This window comes from Candidatus Woesearchaeota archaeon (genome assembly GCA_027858315.1).
Classification (GTDB): domain Archaea; phylum Nanobdellota; class Nanobdellia; order Woesearchaeales; family UBA583; genus UBA583.
Genome location: JAQICV010000075.1, coordinates 1 through 23,807, shown reverse-complemented (window position 1 = coordinate 23,807; position 23,807 = coordinate 1). Strand labels below are relative to the sequence as shown.

The following is a 23,807-nucleotide window of genomic DNA, read 5'->3' as shown; positions in this document are numbered from 1 at the left end:
ATTATGGCTGAAAGTAAAACAAAGTCTATGGCTAAAAAAAAAGCTGTGCCAAAGAAAAGTGCTAGTGTGAAGACTTCTAATAAGAAGACTGTTGCAAAAAAAGCACCGGTAGTAGCTGCCAATAAAAAGAGTACTAATGTTAAGGCTCAACCTAAAAAAGTTGAGAATAATAAAACAGATAAAACACATGTTTCCTCAAATGTAAAAGAGTCAGGAAATAATTGGATGTTTGCTGCTATTATTTTGTTATTAGTTATTGCTGCATTGGTTGGGGTTCTAGGATATTTTATTTTTAGTGGTTCAAGTGATTCTTCAACTGATGTTCCAATTGATATTGAAGATCCTGTTGTTGTTACAGATGGAATGGTTGAACTTTTAATTGTTGAAGATCCAAGTTGTATTAATTGTCAAGTTGATTTATTTGTAGAGCAAGTTAAAGTTAATTTGATTCCAGATTTAGTTGCTACTAAAATTACTTTTGATAGTGAAGAAGGAGCTGCAATTGTTTCAGAATTAAATGTTAATCAAGTTCCAGTTTATTTATTTGGTACAAATATTGATCAAAGAGATGATTGGGCTGAACAGTTAGCTGGAGCTTTTGTTCAAGTAGAAGTTTTAGGAAAATCATATTACTTATTGAATCCTCAATTTATCCCTAATAAGGTTATGATTGAAGATGTAGTTATTACTGATTCTGCTATTGTTATCGGTGATGTAAATGCACCAGTTACAGTTGTAGAATTTACAGATTTTGAATGTCCTTTTTGTGGAATTGCTGAGGGTAATCCTGATTTAGTTGCACAATTTAGTGCTCAAAGTCCAGGATATGTTCCTCCAATGCCTAAAGTTATTGAGGAGTATGTAGATGCAGGTTTAGTAAAAGTTGTATTTTATAACTTTCCTATAGCTTCACTACATCCTAATTCCAGAATTGTTCATAATGCTGCACTTTGTGCTAATGAACAAGGTGAGTTTGAAGTTTATAGTAGAAATGTTTGGGATTCAGTTTCTGAATGGTCAAGTTCAACAGTTGATAGAGTTGAGACTCTTAAAACTTATGCAGTTGATTTAGGTTTAGATACTGAACAATTTAATACTTGTTTAGATGCTAAAACTTATGATGCTCAAATTGATGAAGAGTTAGCTCTTGGTCAAGGTTATGGTGTAAGTGGAACTCCAGCATTCTTTGTTGGAAAAGCATTTATTTCAGGAGCACAAGACTATACTGTATTTAAAGATTTAATTGATGCTGAATTAGCTGCTCTAGAAAATTAGAGATGTTTTATCAATATCTTTTTTCTTATTTTATTTTGTATTTTGGTTTTCTTTTAGGTAAATCTACAAAAGAAGAACATGATGAGATTAAGAGATATGTTTTAATTTTGAGTAATTTATTAAAGGTTATTTTTTATGGAGTTTTATTTTATTTTTCTTTAAGTTTAAATATAATCTATTTGTTTTTTGCATTATTTTTATTGTATGTTTTATCTCTTACTTTGAAAAATAAAGATACAATGAAATTTCATGATATTGTTTTGCTTGGATTTTCTTTTTTATTTTTGCAAAATAATGGTTTATTCCTTTTGATAATTTTCATAGCTTCACTTGTATTTGAAAATTCATTTATAGAGTTTGATGTAAAAGAAGAGATTTATTCTTTTGTTTTGTATGTTATCGTTTATGTTTTATTTGGAATGTTGTATTGAGTTTTTATTTTTCTATTATTGATTTGTCCATTATCTTAGGTTGTTTTATGTTTAATAATTCTAATAGTGTTGGTGCTATATTGTATAATGATAGGTTTTCATAGTCTTTTCTTAGTTTGTAGCTCTTATCGCAGAGTATGAATGGTACTAGGTTGTATGTATGTTTTGTGTGTGGGTTATCTTTTTCATCACGCATTGTCTCGCAATTCCCATGATCTGCTGTTATTAATAGAGTTCCGCCTAGTTTGTCGATTTCAGTTTTAATGAGACCCAGATTTTTGTCTACTTCTTTCATTGCTTTAATTACTGCCTCATAATTTCCAGTATGTCCTACCATGTCCGAGTTTGCGTAGTTTAGTAGTATAAAATCGTATTGATTCTCTTTGATAGCTTCAATTACTTTTTTTGTTAGCTCGGGTGCATTCATTTCAGGTTGCAGATCATATGTTGCAACTTTAGGGCTAAGTATTTTAATTCTTGTTTCGTTCTTGAATGGTTCATTTTTTAGACCATTAAAAAAGTATGTTATATGAGGATATTTTTCGGATTCTGCAATTCTTAATTGTTTTAGATTGGATTTTGCAATTATTTCTCCAAAAGTTCGTGTTGGGTATATGGTTGGGTATAATACATCTACTTTGAAGTTTGGAGAATAATTAGTCAGGGTTTGAAATTTTAGATTTTTGAGTTTTTTTGTTTCAAATTCTTTGAACTCTGGATTAATAATTGCGTCAACGATTTGTTTTGGTCTATCTGATCTAAAGTTATAGAATATACATAGATCATTATTTTTTATTGGTTTTATGTGAAGTATGGTTGGCATTAAAAATTCATCGTATGTTTCTTGTTTGTATGATTCCTCAATTGCTTTTTTTGCTGAAGTTGTTTTCTTGCCTACTCCATTTATTAACATGTCATATGCTAGTTTTGTTCTCTCCCATCTTTCATCTCTATCCATTGCGTAGTATCTTCCGCAAATTGTTGATATAATGAATTTATCCTTGTGTTCAAGAGAGTTTATTTTGTTTTCTAATTCTTCAATGTAGCCTATTGCAGATTTTTGTGGCGTATCTCTTCCATCTAGAAAATTATGTATGAATATTTTCCCTTCTATCTCTTCTGCATAGGAGTTGTAGAAATCTAGTAGAGCATGCAGATGTATGTCTGAGCTGTGGACTCCGCCATTACTTAATAGTCCCATTATATGTATGTTCCCTTTGCTCTTTTCTATGTATTTTATTCCTTCTAGGAGTTTTTTATGTGAAAAGAATTTTTTAGATTCGATTTCTTCTGTTATTCTAACTAGGGGTTGCTTGATTAGTCTTCCAGCACCAATTGTCATATGTCCTACTTCAGAACTTCCAATTTGTCCATCTGGAAGACCAACGAGGGGACCTGATGCGTGAAGTCTAGTATGAGGGTAATTGTTCCAAAGTGAGAAATAGTTTTTCATGTGAGAGTTTAGTACTCCATTATAATATTTGTCGTCTTTTATTCCAAATCCGTCTAGAATTGTGAGCATTATGGGTTTTTTATTCATATCTGTTTTAGTATATTTTAATATATAAATACTTGTTACTCCTTTTGAAAAGGAGTTTTTAGAATAATTTCTCCCCTCATTAGTAATTTATAATTTATATAAACATTTATTCTATGTATAATATATGAGTAATATAAAAATTGCATATTTTAGTGCTGAAATTGGAATTTCTGAGAAGATTAAGACTTATTCAGGTGGTTTAGGTATTCTTGCAGGAGGAACTATTAAGGCTATGGCTGACTTGAGGGTTCCTTTCTGTGCTGTTACGTTGTTGTATAAGGATGGTTACTTTAAACAACATATTAATGAAGAGACTAATCTTCAAGAAGAACTTGATGATAAATGGGATTATGAGAAAATTTTAGAAGATACTGGAAAAAAGGTTAAAGTTAATATTTCAGGAGAGGATGTTTGGATTAAGATTTGGAAGTATGAATATGAAGGAGTTACGGGACATAGGGTTCCAATTTATTTTTTAGATACAAAAGTTGAAGGTAATTCTGATTCTGCTGTGCATTTGACTAATCATTTGTATGTGGGAGATAGAATTGGACAAGAGATTGTTCTTGGAATAGGTGGTTTTAGGGCCTTAAAAGAGCTAGAATATAACGAAATTCAGAAATACCATATGAATGAAGGGCATAGTGCTTTTTTAACGCTAGAATTGTATAAGACTATTGGAGAGAGTATTGGTTGGGATGATGGAGAAGTTCGTGAAAAATGTGTTTTTACAACCCATACTCCAATTGCTGCAGGTCATGATAAATTTTCTTATGAGGAGTTTGATGATAAACTTAGAGGAGAGCAGAATATAGTACCACTTCATATTAGAAAGCTTGCTGGCGAATATGAACTTAACACTACAACACTTGCCATGAGTTTTTCAAGTCATATTAATGCAGTCTCAAGAAAGCATGGCGAAGTGACTCGTGATATGTTTCCAGATTTTTCAATTGAGTACATTACAAATGGTGTTCATGGCCAGACTTGGATTAGTTCTTATATGAAGAGTGTTTTTGATAACTCAATTCCAGGTTGGAAGGAAGATTTTACAAAATTAAAGGAAGTTTTTAAGATTCCTAATTCTGAGATTTATAAGGCTCATTCTCTTGCAAAGAAGGATCTAATTAAATTTGTTAATGAAAATAATGTTGCAGGCTCAGTTTTGAAAGAAGATGTTTTAACTATTGGCTTTGCAAGGCGTTTTATTGCATATAAGGATGCTGAACTTATTTTCTCAAATATTGATAACTTAAAGAGATTGGGTGAAAAAGTGCAATTTATTTTCTCAGGGAAGTCTCATGTTAAGGATGGTTTAGGAAAAGATATTATGAGAAGAATTATTGAGAAAGCAAAACTTCTAAAGGGAGATATTTCAATTGCATTTGTAGAGAATTATAACATGGAAGTTGCAAAGCTTTTAGTTGCGGGATGTGATATGTGGCTTAATACTCCAATACCTTTTAATGAAGCATCAGGCACTTCAGGTATGAAAGCTGTAATGAATGGTTGTTTGCATTTCTCAAGATTAGATGGTTGGGCAATTGAGGCTTATGAGATGAATGGTGGTGGTTTCCCAATTAGTGAATATCCTGATTTTATGACAACTCTTGAGTATAAAGTTATCCCAATGTTTTACTCTCAAAATAAAGCTGAATGGGTTGAGGAGATGAAACTCTCAATTGGTAATTCAGGAGGTTATTTTAATACTCATAGAATGGCTAGAGAATACATTAAGAAAGCCTATAGACTAAAATTATAATCTTTCTTAGAGTATTTTTAATAGGAAAAATATGTAAAGAGAGCTTACAGGTTAAAACAATCTAACTATTTTTTCTAGTTTTGTTAATTCCTTATTCTTTTTTGCAATTGTAATGTATCCATCAGACATTGCAATTGATGTTGCTCCTTTTCTCGAAACAAAATGAGCATGTGGGTTTTCTTCACTTACTTCTATATCATAGCCTACTCTTTTGATAGGTTTTTGTGATAATTCATATTCCGTACTTATGCAATTTGTTACTAAAAGCAGTCCACCTATTTTTGTTAAATCAAAACAGTCTTGCAGAATATTTGTCCAATTCATGTCTCCTATATAAGGATGTCTTAGTATTATTACGTTTGGTTGAATTGGAATGTAATTCTTAAGTTCATTGATATCTTTCACGTAGAACTTGGCATGTTTAGAGTTATTGTTTTCTTTTGCAATTTTAATTGCTTCCTTATCGATATCTACTCCTAATAACTTTCCATTAAAAAATTCTTTTAATATTTCTCCCTCTAAGCATTTTCCACATCCCAGATTTAATATGAATGGATTTTCATATGTTGTTAGATTTTGAGCATAATGATGAAGAGTCTTTTTATATGTAGCCTCAAGGTCCATAATTTCTTCGTAATGTTGCATAGAGTTTTTCATTTTAATTTATCCTTTAATTACTAATTCAACTTCTAGTACTTTTCTTTTTGTTGCTTTGATTACTCTAAATATTGTATGTTTTAATTTTACTATGTCGTTTACTTTTGGTATTCTTCCTATTTCTGATATTAAGAATCCATTAATTGTTGTAAAATCTTCATCATCACTTAAATCAAGTTTTAAATCAAGGTCTTCATCTAATTCGAATATGTCTGCAGTTGCATCTACAGTGTATTTATTTTCGCTTATTTTTATATATGGTAATTTTTCTTCGTGATCAAATTCGTCTTCGATTTCTCCTAGTAGTTCTTCGATAATATCTTCAAGAGTTACAATTCCTGTAAAGTCTCCATGTTCATTTACAATTATTGCCATATGAGTTCTTTCTTTTTTTAAATTTTGTTCTAATGCAAATATTTTCATACTATCAGCTGCAAAAATTACTGGTCTTAAAATTTTTGAAATTGAGAAATCTGCTGCTTTATTTAAAAATTTGAACAAGTCTTTTGTGTTAATTACTCCAATTATTTCTCTGTTTTCAATTATTGGAAATCTTGTGTATCCAGTTTTTTCAACAAGTTCTACAATACTGTTTAATGAAGATTTAGAATCGATTACTTCTACTTTGTTTTTTGGAACCATGATATCATATGCTTCAATATCATTCATTTCAAATACGTTATTGATGATATCTGTTTCATATTTGTTTAGGCTTCCTTCTATTTGTCCAAGTGTTGCCATTTGTTTGATTTCACCTTCTGATATGTTGTTTTCTTTGTTTTCTTTTACAACTTTTGTTGTGAATTTATTGATTATGTATACTACTGGATAGATTAGTGTTGTGATTATTATTATTGGTCTTGCAATTATTAGTGATATTTCTGTTGAATATTTTTCACCATAAACTTTTGGAAGAATTTCTGCGAAAATTATGATTAGAAATGTTAATATTCCTGAGACAATACCTAGATATATTTCTCCAAATAATTCTGTTGCTAATACTCCAACATAGATACTCCCTACTATGTTGATTAAGTTATTTAGTATTACAATTGCAGTTAGATATTTTTGCATTTCATCTTTAATTTTCATTAATGGTTTTGCTTTATTTCTAGTTTTTTTCGAATTTTCAAGTTCTTTTGCTTTAGCGTAACTTGTACTTAGAAGAGCTGCTTCTGAACCTGATACTAGACCACTAAATAGAACAATGGTAATTATTAGAATTATTAGTGCTGTTAGTGCCATTTAATTGGAGTTCACCTTGTTGTTTGTCATTTATATTATATTTATAATGGTTTTTTGTTTTTAAAGGTTTCTTTCTTTCTTATTGAGAGTTTAATTATAATTCTTGAAATATTTTATTCTGCAAATAATTTATGTTATTTTAGGAACATAATATTTAAAAACTATGAGTTATTTAAAATAGTATGAATAGTATTAAACAACATCAAGAAATGGGTTATGATAGATCAGTTGGAATGTTTTCTCCTGATGGTTTGTTATTACAAGTAGAGTATGCTGAAAAGGCAGTAAAACTTGGAACTTCTGTTTTAGCAATTACAACTAAAGAAGGTTTAGTTTTTATTGGTGATAGAAAGATTAAATCTAAGCTTTTAGTGAAGAATAGTTTTAGAAAAATTTTTGATGTAGATAATCATATTTTGGTTTCTGGAGCTGGTGTTATGAGTGATGGTAGAAGACTTATTGAGCAAGCTCAAAATATTGCTCAAGAGCATAAGGTTAAATTCCAAAACCCTATTGATATTTTGTCTTTAGTAAAGGATGTTGCAAATATTCAACAATATTATTCTCAAACGGGGGGGTTAAGGCCATTTGGAGTAAGTTTGCTTATTGGTGGAATTGAAGATGGTGAGTCTAAAATGTATGTAACGACTCCTTCAGGAATTTATATGAGATTCTTAGCAAGAGCTGTTGGTACTTTGGGTGATAAAATTAATGAAGGTTTAGAAGAAGAGTATAAGGCAAATATGTCTAATACTGATGCTTTAAAACTTGGTTTAAAATTATTTAAAGTGGCTTTAGATGAAGAGTTTGATTTAGAGAGATTTGATGTTGTTTTTGTTGATTTAAATGAGAAAGTTACTAGACTTGATAGTTCTGAACTTAAAAAGTACAATTAATTTTTTTATATTCTTTTATTTAGCTTTATATTCACTAATTTTTGTATTTTTTTTCATTTTATTTTTGCTATTCCTTTTTAGTTATACTCAAGTTTTATAAGGATAGTTAACATATTAATAGTTAATACCTTTACAATTAAACTATGAAAAGAAAACATTTTAAAGATTTGGGAAAGTCTAGGATATGGAAAGAAGATTTTAAAAATGTAGAAGATACTATAGATAGAGGGATTAATGAGGATGAAAATATCCCTGATTTTGCTAAAGCTATGAATCTTGTTATTAGAACTTCTGATTTGATGAAAGAACTTGCTGAGAAACATTTTAAAAAGTATGATTTAAGTATTGCTCAAAAAGATGTTTTAGGTGCTCTTTTTTTTTCAGGGGAAAATTATCTTACTCAAACTAAACTTTCTACTTTTGTTTATACGTCTAAGGCTAATGTATCTTCACTTCTTGATAGGATGGAAAAAAAAGGATTGATATTAAGAGAAGGTAATCCTGAAAATAAAAGAGAAAATAAAGTTATGATTACTAAGAATGGTAGAATTATTTTTGAGAAACTTATGAAAGAATCAGAGAAATTACCTTTAGAGGAAATGCTTTCAAATAAAGAATGTTTAGAGTTAAAGAAAATTTTGACTAAGTTAAGAGATGAATATAAGAAACTTTTAGAAATTGAGAATTAAAAATGGTTAAAAAAAAATCTAGTGGACCAGTAATAGAATTAAAGGATGTTTGGAGAACTTATTATTTGGGAGATAATGTTGTTCATGCTCTTAAAGGTTTGTCTTTTAGTGTTAATAAGGGTGAGTTTGTTGCAATTGTAGGTAAATCTGGTTCTGGAAAGACGACTGCAGTTAATCAAATTGGTGTTTTGGATATTCCTTCGAAAGGAGAGATTTTTATTGAAGGAGAACCTATTACTGAGTTATCTGAGAGTGAACTTGCAATTCTTAGAGGTAAGAAAATTGGTTATATCTTTCAAAAGTTTAATTTAATTAAAACTCTTAGTGCTCAAGAGAATGTAGAACTACCTATGATTTTTCAAGGGATTTCACCAATTGATAGAAAAGATAGAGCAGCAGAACTTTTAACAAAGCTTGATATGGGTGAGAGATTAATCAATAAACCAACAGAGCTTTCAGGTGGTCAACAACAAAGAGTGGCTATTGCAAGAGCACTTGCTAATGAACCTGAAATTATTTTAGCGGATGAACCTACAGGAAACTTAGATTCAAAAACTGGGGTAATTGTTATGGAGTATTTAAAAAAACTTCATAGTGAAGGAAAAACTATTATCTTGGTAACACATGATGATAAGTTGTCAAAGTATGCTCAAAAATTAATTACATTAGTTGATGGTAAGGTAATTAAAGAGGAAATAAATACAAAACCGTTATAATATTAAAATAATATAAAAATAGAAAATGACACGAAATAATAATTTGTTTAGAATAATAGCATTGACTTTTTTGTTTATGCTTGGTATGACTTCTGTATATGCTGCAGGAGGTCTTAATGTTGTGCTTTCATCACAAAATCCTGACCCAGTAACTCCTGGTAATTTTGTGTATGTAAATGTTAAAGTTTCAAATTCCGGAACTAGTAGTTTACCTGATGTCGGTATTAGATTAATTGAGAATGATAATTTTCAAATCGCTCAAGGTAGCGATATAAATCAAAATCTTGGTGCTATACCTGCACTTAGTAATTTAGATTCCTCTTCAGGTTTTGTTATTGCTAAATTTAAGCTTTTAGTTGATGAAAAAACGCCTTTAGGACTTAATACTATTGAATTTGAAGTTAGAGATGGGTCTCAAATTTATACTTATGATTTTGATATTTTAGTTCAAGATGCTAATCCTTCGATTAGAGTTGGAGATTTTAAGGCTGAGACTGTTGAACCTGGAAAGAGCACTAAACTTACTATAGATTTGGTTAATGATAATACTATTGATTTGAAAAATGTAATTGTAAGTTTAGATTTAAGTAATGTTCAAGATAGTGTTTTTAGTACTATTAGTGGTAGTAATCAAAAAATAATTGGTCTTTTAAGCCCAGGTAAAACTAAAACTGTTGAATATAATCTTGTTACTGATCCTACTGCTAGTTCAAAGTCTTATAATATTCCAGTGATTATTGAGTATGATGATGCTCTAGGTAATTCTTTTACTTCTAATGGTTTAGCTAGTGTTCAAGTATATTCTGCGCCGCTTTTATCTGTAAAACTTGATTCTCAAGATAGTTTTACTACTGGAGCTAATAAAGTAACTCTTGCAGTTTCTAATCCTGGAACTAGTAGTATTAAAGGAACACAAATTGAAATTATGAGTTCAGATAATTATGAAGTGATTGAAGGTCAATTTCAATATGTTGGTGATTTGAATCCAGATGATTTTCAAACTGTTCAAGCAAATCTTTATGTTAAATCTAATGAAGATTTTAATGTTGTATTGAAAGTTAAATATCTTGATAGTTATAATACTGTAAACGAAGATGTTATTGAAATTCCTGTTAAAGTTTTCACAAATACACAATTAAAAGAATTTGGTTTAGCTGCTGCTAGTTCAAGTTCTGCTTTAGGTAGTGTATTTGGATTTATTGTGCTTGTATTAATTATTGCAGGGGCATATGTTTTAGGAAGAAAGAAAGGTTTTAAGAAAGGTAAATCTTCAAGAAAAGATTAATCTTTTTGTATAAGTGTAGTAAAAATTATTAGAGGCGAAAAAGATGTATTTAGGATTAACTAAGCTGGTGTTTAAGGATATAATGAGGAGAAAGTTTTCCTCATTTTTGACATTTATAGCTATTAGTCTAGGAATACTTGCTATTTTTGCTATTATTTTAATTAGTGCAGGTTTTGAGAATTCGATTCAAGCCCAATTTGAGCAATTGGGTACTAATCAACTTTTTGTTTCAACTACTGTTTCAGGATTTACTTCTGGGACTTTTACAAAAGGTTTGAGTGATAATGAAGTTGATTTAATTAGAAATAGACCTTATGTTAAAGATGTTTTTGGATATTATATGAGAAATTCTCAAATTAAATTTGGGAATGATTTTCGTAATATTAATTTGATGGGAAGTACTGATTTGTCTCAGAATTTTTTTGACACATTAAATGTTGAAGTTGAAATGGGGAGACTCCCTAAATCTAATGAAAAATATGTTGTTGTTATTGGTCCTGAGGCTGCTGCAAATTTATTTGATAAAGAGATTAGAGTTGGTTCTAATGTTTATATTAAAGATACAAAATTTAAGGTTGTAGGAATATTAGAGAGTTTAGGAAATCCTCAAGATGATTCAAGTATATATTTTCCAATTGATACATTGAGAGATTTATTTGATGATAAAGATAAAATAGGTTTCATTAATGTTATTGTTAATGAGAATTCAGATATCAATCTTGCAAAAGAGAATGTTAAAATTTTACTTGAAAATAGATTGGGTAAAGATACTATTGATGTTAGAACTCTTGAGCAATTACTTACTCAAGTTCAAGATATTTTACAGATAGTTCAATATACTCTTGGAGGTATTGCTTTTGTATCTCTTATTGTAGGAGGTTTTGGAATTATTAATACAATGTTTGTAATAGTTACTGAGAAAACTAAAGATATTGGAATTATGAAAGCAGTTGGAGCTACTAATGAGCAGATATTTTTTATGTTTACATTTCAAGCTGGTTTTTTTGGTTTTATTGGAGCAGTTATTGGAGTTATTTTTGGTGCGTTGATTTCATTTGGATTCCAATTTTGGGCAAATTCCGCAGGATATAGTTTTTTAAAAATTACAGTTACACCTATTTCAGTTATATCACTTATCTTGTTTGGTTTTATTGTAGGAGCTTTAGCTGGCTTTTATCCAGCTTATAGGGCGTCAAGATTACAAATTGTGGAGACTTTTAGAAAATAAAATGGTACAGTCAAAAATTATAAATTTCCCCTGTATCATTTTAAAATTTGTGAGGACAAATTCTTAAAATGGCAAGTATGATTGAGTTATTCAGGTTGGTTTTGAAGAATATGTTTGAGAAGAAGGGAAGAGTAGCTCTTACTATTTCAGGTATTGTTATTGGTATTTTTACTTTTGTATTTTTTATTTTTGTTTCTCAAGGTTTGGAAAATGCGATAACTGAACAATTTACTTCTGTTGGAGTTAATGTTTTGGGAGTAGTTTCTGCAAATAATCAAGTTAATGGTCCTCCTTCAGGTGTAGGTCTTACTGATACTGATATTGCAAAAATTAAGCAAGTAATTTCAGATTATAAATATGTTGCACCAGGAATTGCAGGACAGCAACTTTATGAATATGGTAGAAATAAGGCAGTAATTACAAGTATTTCATATCCTGATGAGTTTATAGAGGATATTTCGACTGATTTAAATATTGAGATTGAATATGGAAGGGGTCTTCGTTCAGGAGATAAAGGAGTTTTAGTTCTAGGAGCAAAAACTGCAAGAGAGGGATTTGGAAAAGATAGTGAAGTAAAAGTTGGTAGTTCAATTAAACTAGGAGATAAAAGTTTTAGAGTTATCGGTATAATTAAAGAGAGAGGAGATTTGTTTATTGATAGTTCTATGATGATGTCTTTTGATGATGCAAAGGCTACTTTTGAGCAAGAAACTTATTCTTCTATTAGAATTGCTTTTGTAGATGGTGCTGATTTGGAGGCTAATCAAAAAGCTATTGAGAGGAAACTTAATCCTAATGGTAAAGAAAAAAGAATTAATGTTACTTCACCTACTCAAGTTCTAGAACAATTTAATCAAATCTTAGGTCTTCTTACCGGGATTATTTCTTTTATATCCTCTGTAGCTCTTTTAGTAGGTGGAATTAATGTATTGAATACGATGTATTCTAATGTTTTGGAGAGAATTAACGAAATTTCAGTTATGAAAGCGATAGGTGCTACGAATTCGGATATTAGGACTTTGTTTTTAATTGAGAGTTCAATTTTAGGTTTGATTGGTGCATTTGTTGGTTTTATGTGTGCTTATATTCTTGCAGAGATATTATCTTATATTATTACAACTTATTTGAATTATAATGTTGCAATTTATTTTGGATTTGGATTCTTTTTTACAACTATTTTAGTGACTGCTAGTTTTGCAATGCTTTTTGGAACTTATCCTGCGATTCGTGCTTCTCGTGTTAATCCTGCAGATAATTTAAGAGGAGATTAATTTTTATTTTTAACTACTTTAATTTTGTACTAATATTTATTAACTTCTAACATAGATGTTTTTTATGTTTAATAAGAAGAAACTATTTATTTTTAATTTAATATTGTTTTTTTTTTTAATTTCAAATACTTATTCTACGACATTTTGTAGTTTTGATTTTATTGATAATGATGTAACTCAAGGTTTTGATAATTGGTGGTATTCTCCTTATGGTGATTCTAGTTGTGATGTTTGGGATCCTACTTCGAGGAGTAAGATGTGTTCTTTTCCTGATTTAGATGGAAATGTTAGATCTTTGTATCTGTATTATAATGGATATAATAGTGATCATATGGGTTGGATGCGTTATGGTTATATTGATTCTACTAATATTTCTATCAAAGGGAATGCACTTAAATTTGTTTTTACTGGTGGTGCTTATGATGATAATGGACAAGTTGCTTATTCAGGACTTGAAGTTAAATCTAAAGAGCAATTTGATGATTTTGTTTTACAAGGTGTTGATCCTTATTCTGATAGATTGTCATTACCTGGAGATTTGACTTTTTATTTTAAATCAGGAGGACAATATGTTGGTTTTGAAGAGTTGCAAGGTAATGATAGGTTAAGTGTTTGGGTTTTGCCCCCAAAAGAGAGTTTGCGTACTTTTGAAAATCAAAAATATAGTGATAATTATCGTAGTACTCCTAATTTTTTTGCATGGTATCCTTTTGTTAATAATTCTAATGGGGATCATTATTATAATGAATTAGGTAATATTAATATGGGTGGATGGATTCATTTAGTTTTTGATGCGCATCCTACTCATAATAATGGAGGAGATTATAATCCTTATAGTTATTATAGGGTTGGTGGCAGTGATTATCCAGGAAATGCGACTAGATTTTTTGATAATACTCATGGATTTGCTTTAAGGGCAGGTATTGTTAAAAATAATCCTTCTCCTCTAGAGATTATATTTGATGAATTTGAAGCTTATAAAGTTGGACAGCCTGAAAATGATGAAACTATTGCAGGAATTGGTGTTGGATATAATCCTAGCAAAAAATTGTTTGATATTTCTTTTTTAGATAAATATAGATGTGGTGATTGTAATTCTAAATATGAAGTTAGGTATTCATTTAATCCAATCACTAATTTAAATTATAATAGTGCTAAATTACCTAATGTTATTAATTTTGATAGAAATAAAAATAATGCTATTGGAGAAATATATAAACCTAATCCAGGATATAGTACTTTGTGGGCTGCGATTAATATTAGTGAGAGTGATAAACAACAATTAGTTGAAGGAGAGACTATTTATTTTGCAGTTAAAGATATTTCCGATAGGTCTAATTTGCCTGATAGAGATACATATGATTTAGAGACAGTCCCAGTTTTAGGTTTAGGCCAAGTTAGAAGAATTGATTTGGTGAAGACTATTGATTATACAATCTATCCAGTTTTTTATGAGATGAATTTTAAAAGTGAAGAATTAATTGATGGACATATTGGAGAGTTTTTAAATCAAAAATTGGAAGTTGGGGGTGGTGTTGGACCGTATAATCTTCAAGTAATTTCAGGTAGCTTACCTACAGGACTTAGTTTATCGTCTGATGGAGTAATTTCTGGAATTCCTTTGAGTTTGGGATCATTTAATTTTAGAGTGAGAGTTAGTGAAAGCAGTTCTTATAATCAACAAGTTGAAAAAGATTTTGTTTTGAATATTTATAATCCTGAAATTTGTACTGACTCACAAGATAATGATAATGATGGTTTAGTTGATTGTCAAGATAGTGATTGTTTTTTACATGGGAGTTGTTCTATAGTTTTGGTTGATTTTAATACTACAAATTATTTTGGACTTGAGAATTGGAATACTGTAATTAAAGGTACTTATAATAATTATGTTGAGGGTAAAGGTATGGGTATTACTATTGGTTCTAATAAGGCTTATGATTATCAAGGTGTTAAAGGGGTTTTGAGAAAATTTTCTAGTGGAGAGAAAATTATGGTTACTTGGTATAATGATGGTGATTCTTCAATTACTTTTACTCCTAGGGTTAGTTTTAATGATCCTGATAGGAGTGATACTGGAGTTGTAGGTACATGGTATTTAATGGATGAGATTGTTATTAAAGCTAAGGAAACAAAACAAAGTTTTTTTGTATTTAATGATTCAAATTTTGGAGAGTATGATTTAGTTAATGTTAATGTTAATTATGATAATAATCAAATCTTATTTGTTGATAAAATTAATTTATTTTCTTTGAATAATGATAATGAAGGAAAACAATTAGCATTTCCTGGTGCAGAAGGATTTGGTGCTTATAGTTTAGGAGGTCGTGGAGGAGATGTTATAAAGGTCACAACTTTAGCAGATTCAGGTCCAGGAAGTTTAAGAGAAGCAGTTGAAGCGCCACGTAGACATTGGGCTAATGGTGTTTCTTATTCGTATGAGAGTGAAGAAGTATATCAGACAAGGATGGAGAGTTATGGCCCTAAAATAGTCGTATTTGAAGTTTCGGGGATTATTGATTTAAATTCAACTTTGATGATTACATACCCTTATTTAACCATTGCAGGTCAAACTTCTCCAGGGGGTATTTTAGTTAGTGGTTATCAAACGACTATGAATACACATGATGTAATTATGCAACATATGAGATTTAGAGGAGGTTCACATAAAATTTTAGAAGGAGCTGATCCAGAACAATTAGATTCTTTTGATATTTTGGGAAGTTATTGGGCAACAAATGAAGCTTATAATATTATTGTTGATCATTGTTCTTTTAGTTGGGGTGTTGATGAGACATTTACTATTTCAGGAGGAGTTTTAAATACTACAGTTCAATGGAGTATAGTCTCAGAAGGTTTGAGCCATGCTGGCCATCCTAAAGGAGAACATAGTAAAGGTTTATTAGTTTCAGGAAAATATGTAAATCCTAGTAGTGTTTCTTTACATCATAATTATATTGCACATAATAATGATAGGTCTCCACAAATATCTTCGCCAGAGGATGTTGATACAATTGTTGATGTTAGAAATATTATATCTTATAATTGGAAAGGAGGTTTATCTCCTTATAGTACGGGATCTGCAAAAGTTAATTGGGTAAATAATTATGCTAAACAAGGATATAACTCTAATAGTTATTCTTATGAAGTTGCCTATGAGAATCCTCTTAGTCCGCCTCTTTCTGAATTAATTTATGTTGATGATAATATAGGTTCAACTAGATTTGATCAAGATAGTGATTCTTGGAATGTTGGTGTTGGTTGGACCAATGAGATTTTGGATAGTTCTTATAGGAAATTTGTGCCTTGGAGTGTTCCAAGTGTTACAACAACTCCTATAGATTATACTTATGCATTGGAAATTTTAGAGGATGTTGGTGCTACTAAACCTTTTAGAGATAGTGTTGATACACGAGTTGTTGCAGATTTTGATGCAGGCACAGGAGTTATAATTGATAATGTAGTTTTTCCTGACGATTATCCTATTTTTGAAAATTTGCCAGTTCCAGTTGATATTGATAACGATGGTATGTCTGATTCTTGGGAGGCAAGTCAGGGTTTTAATGTTGGAGTAGATGATTCTGCATTAGATGGTGATGGTGATGGTTATACAAATATTGAAGAATATTTACATTATTTATCTGGTGGCGTAATTGTAACGCAAACTCCAAGTTGTAGTGAAGGCTTAATCACTTCAGATTGTTTGTGTGGAGGTATTTCACATTCTGATGGATATTGTTGCTCAGGAGTTTGGCAAAACAATGTTTGTTCTCAAGTTTGTATTTCAAATGATAATAAGCAATGTGTTGGTGATGATGTTTACTGGTTTGATAGTTGCTCTGTTCAAGAGAATTTATTTGAAAGTTGCTCAATTGGGATGTGTTTAAATGGTATTTGTCAAATTGATAATAGTATAGGATTAATTAATATTTCAGATAAGATAATTGATAGTTCAAATAATTTTGATTTGAATCATCCAATTGAGAAATTATGGGATGGTTGTCTTGATGGAGGTACAGGTTGTACTGCTGGAGCTGCAGTTTCGAGTTTTTGGATAGAGTTTGATTTAGGAGAAGATTATAATTTAAGTGTTACTAAATTATTTGGTGATGATGTTGGTGTTTGGATTAGTGATAATTGGAGTTTATCTTACAAATCAAATTTAAGTGATTTATGGATTAATGCTTTTTCAAATGAAAATGTTTTTTTTAGTGATTGGGATGTTCAATATTTGGATATTATAACAAGATATGTTAGAATTGAAGTTTATGGTGATGCAGTTGCACCGGCAACTCAGGCAAGAGAATTTGAATTATATGGTTTGGTATTTGTTGAAGATTCTATTGAAGAAGGTAGTGATACTTCTTCAAGTAGTAGTTCAAGTTCTTCAAGTAGTAGCGGTAGTAGTTCAAGTTCTTCTTCAGGAGGTAGTTCTATTTCTTCTAACCCTTTTAATATTGTAGGTAGTGATGATGTTGAGGATGATATTTGTCGTGAGAGTTATGAGTGTTCAGAATGGAATTCTTGTAGCAATTCTTTACAATTTAGAACTTGTCATGATCTTAATAGTTGTTTAATTGATATTGAAGAATCTCGTAGTTGTTTGGTTACTAATGATGATTATGAAAACGATTTATTAAATCTGAAAGTTATTAATATTAGTCCAACTATTTATCAAAAACGTTATGAGGGTAGATTTACTGGTACTGAGAAATATATCTCTTTTGAAAATGATGTTGAAGATTATATTTTATTAATTAATTCTGAAACTGGTACAGAATATTTTTCAAGAGTAGTTGATGAGATTGATGGAAAAAAGGTTTATAGTGTTGAGAAGATAGACACTGCTTTATATGATGAAGGTATTTTACAAGAACAAGGTTTAGTTGATCCTCCTTTTACTGAAGAGTTTATGTCTTATTTAGATGATCATTATAAGGTTGTAAAACGTGTTTCTAATGTAGTTTATGGTTTACTTTTGGTTAGTTGTATTTTTGTAGCCCATTTTATTGTGAAGAGAACTCATCGTAAGAAAGCTTATCGTGCAGTTTTGAATGATGACAAGGATTTAGCTAATTATAAAGATTATTTTAATAAATATCATTTACAAATTGATGAGTTGAAGGATTATATTAATTCTAATATAAATAAGGATGAAGTAGAATTAAGAACAGAGTTGTATAAACTTGGTTGGAATAAAGATATTGTTAATGAAGTATTTAGGAGTTTGAAAAAGTAATTAGATTATTATTTTTATAAGAAGGATAGATAGTTATGAATTTGAGATAGTTTTAAGTTCATAACTTTGTATTCTAGGAGGTTGTGAGTTTTTATGTTTAAACATTTGAGCATCTGCCATGTCTATTAGTTTTTCTGTGTTTGTATGATTGTTTTTAGAAAAATAATGGATTGCTCCTATACTTGCACTTGGATTATTAAGTGTTATATTTGAAAGATTATATGGAGTGCATAATAATTTATATATATTTTTTAATGTGTATTGGACATATTCGTGGTTGGGGTTAGTCATAAGCACTCCGAATTCGTCTCCTCCAAGCCTTGCAATGAAATCTGTTTCTCTTTTTGTTATATCTACGAGTCTTTTTGCAATTGTTTGTAAATAAATATCTCCTCTATTATGTCCTAGATTATCATTTACCCATTTGAAATTGTCGATGTCTATGAATGCAATAGCAACAGAAGATTCGGTTCTGTTTAAAATTCTTAATTCTTCTTCGAGAATTTCTTCAAATTTTCTTCTATTTCCTATACCTGTGAGTGTATCTGTTGTTGCATATTGCATTAGTAATTTTTTATTACGATATGATTCTATGATTGTTTTTAGATTTAGTAAGAAAATTTCTTTTAATTCAGGTTCCATTGATAGTTGAGATTTTGATATAAATAATTCTGCACCTGCAAGTCTGGATTCAAGGTGGTATTTACTCTCTTCATGACAAGATATCATTACAAAAGGAGTGTTTATATTTTTTTCTTCTCGTGCTATTTTTATAACATCTATTCCTGTTAGTTTTGGCATATTATAATCTATAATTATTAAATCATAATCTGATTTGCTATCAAGATGTTGTAATGCAGAAATACTTGAATTTAAGCTTTTTATTTTAATATTACTATTATTGATGTATTCACTAAATCTTTTTTGAATTATAGACTTCATTATTTCTGTGAATTTTGATTCATCATCTATAAGTAAGATTTTTATTGTTTGTTCAAGTGACATTTATAGTATATATATTGTTTCCTGTATTGATAAATGTTCCTTTAAAATGTTATTTTTTTTAATTTTTTTTAACAATCTTTATAAACCATTCATCATTAATTTTATTACAAAAGAGATGAGAAGCAATTCAGGAATGGCCTGATTGTGGAGTAAGCTCGAATATTTGACTTACTATATTCTCTTTGCTTTCATTTAAAGATGGCAGAAAAAATCGCAGAAATGTATGTGGAAGAGATAACTCCTTCAAACGAAATTAAAGGTTTTACTAAATCTTTTGTTAAAAGAACTAAAAACAAAAGAGAAGAAGATCAAAGCGTTATTGAGTTGCTTAACTATAATAAACTAGGAAAAGTTCAACTTGGTGCTAAAATCACTGAGAAGAATTTCAAGAAAGGTGTTGTTGCTAAAGTTTATGCGGCAACTAACTGTGACAAATTAACTTTAAAAATGACTAAACATTATGCAAAAATTGCAGATGTTGAAGTTGTTGAGTTAGATTTGGATAATTTAGAACTTGCCCAAAAGTTGGCAAAACCATTTTTAATTTCAATGGTTTGTGTGAGGAATGATTAAAAATGAGTAGAAAAACTAATGGTTTATTTGCGGCAAAGAAACTTATTGAGAAAAGAAATAAGTTCAAGATTAGAAAGGTTAACCTTTTAGAAAAAGCTAAATATGATCCTCTTGAAAATGCAAATCAAGCTAAAGGGATTGTTTTAGAGAAAACTCAAAGGGAAGCTAAACAGCCTAACTCTGCTTTAAGAAAATGTGCAGTTGTACAATTATCTAAGAATGGAAAAACTGTTGCTGCATTCCTACCTGGAAATAATGCTTCAAAGTTCGTAAATGAGCATGATGAAGTTATGATTGAAGGTATTGGTGGAATTAAAGGAAAGTCCAAAGGAGATATTCCAGGTATTAGGTGGAAAGTTATTCAAGTTAATGGTCAATCTCTTAACGCTTTAGTTAGAGGAAAATTAGAGAGGGCGAGAAAGTAAAATGGCTGCTGAAATTAAATTATATGATAAATGGTCATTTGATGGCGTAGTTGTTGTAGATGCTGGTTTGGTTGATTATATTAATGTTAAACCTATTATTGTTCCAAGAACTAATGGTTATTACCATAATACACCTTTTTACAAAACTAAAGTTAATATCGTTGAGAGATTAATGAATAGATTACAAGTAACAGGTCATAAAGGTAAGAAACATAAGTTTTCAACTGGTCATAATACTGGTAAAGCAAAAAATATTTCAAACATGGTTTTTGAAGTACTAGTGCTTCTTGAGAAGAGAACTAAACAGAATCCAATTCAAGTTTTAGTTACTGCTGTTGAAAATGCTGCTCCAAGAGAAGAAGTAATTACAATTGAAAGATCTGGTGCTAGATATGCTCAAGCAGTGGATATGGCTCCTACAAGGAGAGTTGATTTAGTGCTTAGATATTTAACTCAAGGTGCTGCTCAAAAATCTTTTAATAAGAAAACTTTATTGGTTAATGCTTTAGCTGATGAAATTATGGATTGTTTTGAATTTGGAGATAAGAGTTCTGCAATGTCAAAGAAAAATGAGATTGAAAAGATGGCAGCTGCTGCTAAGTAAATTTAATAAAAACTTAATGATATAAATACTTAAAATGACTCAAGAAAAAATGAAAACTGGAACTACATGTATTGGTCTTTTATTCAAAGGCGGTGTTATGCTTGCTGCTGATAGAAGAGTTACAACACATAAAATTGAAAGTGATAGTTTCACTAAAATTTTTGATATTTCAAAAAATATTTTAGCAACTGTTGCAGGAATGGCATCTGACGCACAATTATTCATGAGAGTAATTAAAGGTGAAATAAAGTTATTGGAACTTAAGAATGAGAGACAAGTCAAAGTAAGAGAAGCTGCGATGATTTTGAATTCGTTTCAATATAGTGCAGTTAGGAGTTCAGGTAGTGTAGTTGGATTAATTGTAGGAGGATATGATGTTAAGGAAGGTTATTCTTTATATGATTTGAGTCCTGATGGAACAATTAGTTCTCATGATGGTTATGTTATGAGTGGTTCAGGAAGTAGTTATGTGAAATCTTTGTTTGATGTTGAGTATAATTCAAATTTATCTGAAAAAGATGCTTTGACTTTGGTTGAAAAATCATATAAAGTTTCTTTTAAGAATGATAATGCTTCAGGTGGTGGTTTTATTATTAAAATTGTTACTAAGGATGGAATTAAGGAAATTTCAAGAAAGGTTGTTAAAACTGAGTATGTTGAAGAGTAAAAATATAGAAAATGGTTGAAATTGTAAAAAATGTTGAAAACAAGTTATTGGGAAGATTAGAAGTAGAAGCTTTGATTCCTAATACTGGTGCAACTATTAGCAGAGAAAATATCAAAAAAGATATTGCTAAGAAGTTAAAAGTTAGTGCAGACCTTGTGATTATTAATCATGCGGGTAGCTATTATGGAGATACTCAAGTTAGAGTTAGAGCTAAAGTTTACGATTCTAAAGAATCTTTAGAAAAGAATGCAAGGCCTCATATGGTTAAAAGAAATAGTGCTGCAGTTGTTGTAGCTGAAGGAGAAGAATAGAATGTCTAGGTATAAACATCCAAATAGGAAGGCTAAACTGATTAAGGCTAATAGATCTACTTCTTGGGCTCCAGTTTTTGCTGTACTTAAAAAGTATGGAGTTGGTAAGAGAATTCATCCTTCAAACTTGTCTCAAAAGAGAAGTTGGAGAAGAAACAAATTAAAATTCTAAGCTTTGCTTAAGAATTTTAGTCATTGTTTAATCAATTAAACAATAAATTAAAATTTTAATTAGTTAAAATTTTAGAACTTATTTTATATTTTATATTTCTAGTTGTTAGTAAAATTTATTAATAGTTTCTATAATTATTATTTATGAGAGATAATAATTCTAAAGGTAAAGTTATTTTTGTTATGGGTACTACTGGTTCAGGTAAAGGGACTCTGAATTCAATTCTGAAGGAAAGACATCCAGAATTTTTGTATATTCCTTCTGTTACTACAAGGTCTATTCGAGAAGGTGAAGTTGAAGGAAATAATTATAACTTCATTAGGGAGAGTGAGTTTAAGCAATTGATTGCTGAAGATAAGTTGTTAGAGTATGCTTTGGTTCATAATAAAGCGTATTATGGAACTCTAAAAGAAGAGATTTTTAATAGTTTGAGAGATAATAAGATTATTGTAAAAGAGTTGGATTATCAAGGTTTGATGCAAGCAAAAAAAATACTTTCAAAAGATCAGATGATTTCAATATTTATTATGCCTCCTTCTTTTGATGTTTTAAAGGAAAGAATTAAATTGAGGGCAAAAATTTCAGATGAAGAAGTAGAGCTGAGAATTAATTCTGCTAGGGAAGAGTTGAATCATTTAAATTTATATGATGTGAAGTTAGAAGTAATTGATGGGGATATTGAACAATCTTACGAATTATTTGAAAAAGAAATTTTAAAAAATATTTAATTTTATAAAAAGAAAACTTGTACTAATTCTTTTAGATTGAACAAATTAGTGTATAATCCAATAAATATTAATGTTGAAATTAATAATAGTGGTAGGAATAATACTATTAGAGTTTGTGCGTGTGAATAATTGTATATTATTGAGAGTGATAAAAACATACTTAATAGGAAATAAATTACAAAGAATGAAAGTAAGAACATTCCTAGATTTACACTATATGTTGTAACTAGTCCAATTATATATATCAATATTGTATATACTATTGCAGTATGAAATCCAACTGAGAGTAATGGTTTTACTTTTTTACTGGGATTAATTAATTCTGCAAATAGTCCAAATAGTCCATAAATTCCATAGATTACTACATTGTATATGAATGGGTAAACCATAAGTAATCCAAAGAATACTGGTGGATTTAAGTCTCTGCCCATAATTGTGATCCCTTCTGAGAGTTTTACTAGAATGAATACTACTAGAACTATTACATAATTCAGGAAGAGAGTACTTAAAAATATCTCTTCGAGGCTTTTTTCTCTTGATACAGTTTTAATGGTTTCTTTATCAAAACCAAGTATTTTTAAACCGTCTAATATAGATTTACTTAGATACATAATAGTATTTACTTATTTATTTTTTATTTAAATCTTAGTTATTATTGAAAGATAATTAAATTAGTTTTTAAGAAGGTGATTGAGATATTAAAGTTCAATTATTGAGTCTTCTTTTATACTTATTTTTTGATTTTTTATCTCTTCTTTTAATTTTTTTAGAATTTCTTTTTTTTCTTCTTTTGATTCTTTTAGGTTATTGAATTCGGTTTTTATATTGATGTGTGAATATTTTTCAAATTCTTGGTTTAGAGTTTCATAATCTAATAGTTTGCTTTCTATTTTTTTTATTTCTGAATCAAATTCTTTTGTTGTTTTATTTTTTTCATCTAGTGTTTTTTCTGATTCTGTGATTTTATCTGTAGTTTTATCAATTTTTTCTTTGTTATTTTCAATTTCTTCTGAGATTAGTCCTTCTTTTTGATTAGATTCTAAATTTTCTTTTTTATTTTTGGATATTTGTTTTTTTACTTCATAATC

23 protein-coding genes are annotated in these 23,807 nt (G+C 29.5%); 17 read left to right on the top strand and 6 right to left on the bottom strand.

The features are described from left to right. The first annotated feature begins 3 nt into the window (after positions 1-3). Together PF569_07005 and PF569_07000 are read left to right on the top strand one after the other, a co-directional pair. Positions 4-1,275 (top strand): thioredoxin domain-containing protein, encoded by a 1,272-nt coding sequence (locus PF569_07005; protein MDA3855988.1) that lies wholly within the window; start codon positions 4-6, stop codon positions 1,273-1,275. 35 nt (positions 1,276-1,310) lie between these two features. Beyond that, the gene (locus PF569_07000; GenBank protein ID MDA3855987.1) at positions 1,311-1,706 is read left to right on the top strand and encodes a hypothetical protein; all 396 of its coding nucleotides are present in this window, start codon (positions 1,311-1,313) and stop codon (positions 1,704-1,706) included. Positions 1,707-1,710: 4 nt separating this feature from the next. Here PF569_07000 and gpmI read toward each other — a convergent pair whose 3' ends face one another. Next, positions 1,711-3,246 carry a 2,3-bisphosphoglycerate-independent phosphoglycerate mutase gene (gpmI, locus tag PF569_06995; GenBank protein ID MDA3855986.1) on the bottom strand — a complete coding sequence of 512 codons (1,536 nt, stop codon included), beginning with the start codon at positions 3,244-3,246 and terminating at the stop codon, positions 1,711-1,713. Positions 3,247-3,370: 124 nt separating this feature from the next. Between gpmI and glgP the strand changes: the two genes are divergently transcribed. Next, positions 3,371-5,008 carry an alpha-glucan family phosphorylase gene (gene glgP, locus PF569_06990; protein MDA3855985.1) on the top strand — a complete coding sequence of 546 codons (1,638 nt, stop codon included), beginning with the start codon at positions 3,371-3,373 and terminating at the stop codon, positions 5,006-5,008. A 51-nt stretch (positions 5,009-5,059) separates the two neighbouring features. On the opposite strand, the gene PF569_06985 is transcribed toward glgP, so the two are convergent. After that, the gene (locus PF569_06985; GenBank protein MDA3855984.1) at positions 5,060-5,653 is read right to left on the bottom strand and encodes a methyltransferase domain-containing protein; all 594 of its coding nucleotides are present in this window, start codon (positions 5,651-5,653) and stop codon (positions 5,060-5,062) included. 18 nt (positions 5,654-5,671) lie between these two features. Further along, complete coding sequence (locus PF569_06980) at positions 5,672-6,910, bottom strand: hemolysin family protein (GenBank protein MDA3855983.1); 1,239 nt, start codon at positions 6,908-6,910, stop codon at positions 5,672-5,674. Between the two features lie 182 nt (positions 6,911-7,092). On the opposite strand from PF569_06980, the gene PF569_06975 reads away from it, so the two are divergent. The 7 genes from PF569_06975 to PF569_06945 all read left to right on the top strand — a co-directional run bounded on the left by PF569_06975 (position 7,093) and on the right by PF569_06945 (position 18,234). Then, complete coding sequence (locus PF569_06975; protein MDA3855982.1) at positions 7,093-7,806, top strand: archaeal proteasome endopeptidase complex subunit alpha; 714 nt, start codon at positions 7,093-7,095, stop codon at positions 7,804-7,806. A 143-nt stretch (positions 7,807-7,949) separates the two neighbouring features. After that, positions 7,950-8,495, top strand: a complete 546-nt coding sequence (locus tag PF569_06970) for a MarR family transcriptional regulator (GenBank protein MDA3855981.1) — start codon at positions 7,950-7,952, stop codon at positions 8,493-8,495. A 2-nt stretch (positions 8,496-8,497) separates the two neighbouring features. Further along, on the top strand, positions 8,498-9,211 hold the full coding sequence (locus PF569_06965; GenBank protein MDA3855980.1) for an ABC transporter ATP-binding protein: 714 nt from the start codon (positions 8,498-8,500) through the stop codon (positions 9,209-9,211). A 25-nt stretch (positions 9,212-9,236) separates the two neighbouring features. Next, positions 9,237-10,496 carry a hypothetical protein gene (locus PF569_06960; GenBank protein ID MDA3855979.1) on the top strand — a complete coding sequence of 420 codons (1,260 nt, stop codon included), beginning with the start codon at positions 9,237-9,239 and terminating at the stop codon, positions 10,494-10,496. 106 nt (positions 10,497-10,602) lie between these two features. Then, positions 10,603-11,724, top strand: coding sequence for an ABC transporter permease (locus tag PF569_06955; protein MDA3855978.1), 1,122 nt, complete (start codon positions 10,603-10,605; stop codon positions 11,722-11,724). Between the two features lie 68 nt (positions 11,725-11,792). Further along, positions 11,793-12,995 (top strand): ABC transporter permease, encoded by a 1,203-nt coding sequence (locus PF569_06950; protein MDA3855977.1) that lies wholly within the window; start codon positions 11,793-11,795, stop codon positions 12,993-12,995. A 64-nt stretch (positions 12,996-13,059) separates the two neighbouring features. After that, the gene (locus PF569_06945; protein MDA3855976.1) at positions 13,060-18,234 is read left to right on the top strand and encodes a putative Ig domain-containing protein; all 5,175 of its coding nucleotides are present in this window, start codon (positions 13,060-13,062) and stop codon (positions 18,232-18,234) included. Positions 18,235-18,267: 33 nt separating this feature from the next. On the opposite strand, the gene PF569_06940 is transcribed toward PF569_06945, so the two are convergent. Beyond that, positions 18,268-19,239: a GGDEF domain-containing response regulator gene (locus tag PF569_06940; protein ID MDA3855975.1), complete on the bottom strand. Its 972-nt coding sequence runs from the start codon at positions 19,237-19,239 to the stop codon at positions 18,268-18,270. 198 nt (positions 19,240-19,437) lie between these two features. Here PF569_06940 and PF569_06935 point away from each other — a divergent pair, with 198 nt between their 5' ends. From PF569_06935 to PF569_06905, 7 genes are all read left to right on the top strand, one after another. Then, a complete protein-coding gene (locus tag PF569_06935) occupies positions 19,438-19,812 on the top strand; it encodes a hypothetical protein (protein ID MDA3855974.1) in 375 nt (124 codons plus the stop codon). A gap of 2 nt (positions 19,813-19,814) precedes the next feature. Next, on the top strand, positions 19,815-20,237 hold the full coding sequence (locus PF569_06930) for a 30S ribosomal protein S12 (protein ID MDA3855973.1): 423 nt from the start codon (positions 19,815-19,817) through the stop codon (positions 20,235-20,237). A gap of 1 nt (position 20,238) precedes the next feature. Next, positions 20,239-20,841: a 30S ribosomal protein S7 gene (locus tag PF569_06925; protein ID MDA3855972.1), complete on the top strand. Its 603-nt coding sequence runs from the start codon at positions 20,239-20,241 to the stop codon at positions 20,839-20,841. A gap of 34 nt (positions 20,842-20,875) precedes the next feature. After that, a complete protein-coding gene (locus tag PF569_06920; GenBank protein MDA3855971.1) occupies positions 20,876-21,508 on the top strand; it encodes a hypothetical protein in 633 nt (210 codons plus the stop codon). 11 nt (positions 21,509-21,519) lie between these two features. Further along, positions 21,520-21,819 carry a hypothetical protein gene (locus PF569_06915; protein MDA3855970.1) on the top strand — a complete coding sequence of 100 codons (300 nt, stop codon included), beginning with the start codon at positions 21,520-21,522 and terminating at the stop codon, positions 21,817-21,819. 1 nt (position 21,820) lies between these two features. Continuing rightward, positions 21,821-21,991 (top strand): 50S ribosomal protein L39e, encoded by a 171-nt coding sequence (rpl39e, locus tag PF569_06910; protein ID MDA3855969.1) that lies wholly within the window; start codon positions 21,821-21,823, stop codon positions 21,989-21,991. Positions 21,992-22,134: 143 nt separating this feature from the next. After that, positions 22,135-22,719, top strand: a complete 585-nt coding sequence (locus PF569_06905; GenBank protein MDA3855968.1) for a guanylate kinase — start codon at positions 22,135-22,137, stop codon at positions 22,717-22,719. Positions 22,720-22,721: 2 nt separating this feature from the next. Here the strand turns inward: PF569_06905 and PF569_06900 are convergent, their stop codons facing one another. Then, positions 22,722-23,330 (bottom strand): hypothetical protein, encoded by a 609-nt coding sequence (locus PF569_06900; protein ID MDA3855967.1) that lies wholly within the window; start codon positions 23,328-23,330, stop codon positions 22,722-22,724. An 87-nt stretch (positions 23,331-23,417) separates the two neighbouring features. Then, the coding region (locus PF569_06895) for a hypothetical protein (GenBank protein ID MDA3855966.1) at positions 23,418-23,807 on the bottom strand (390 nt) is incomplete at its 5' end.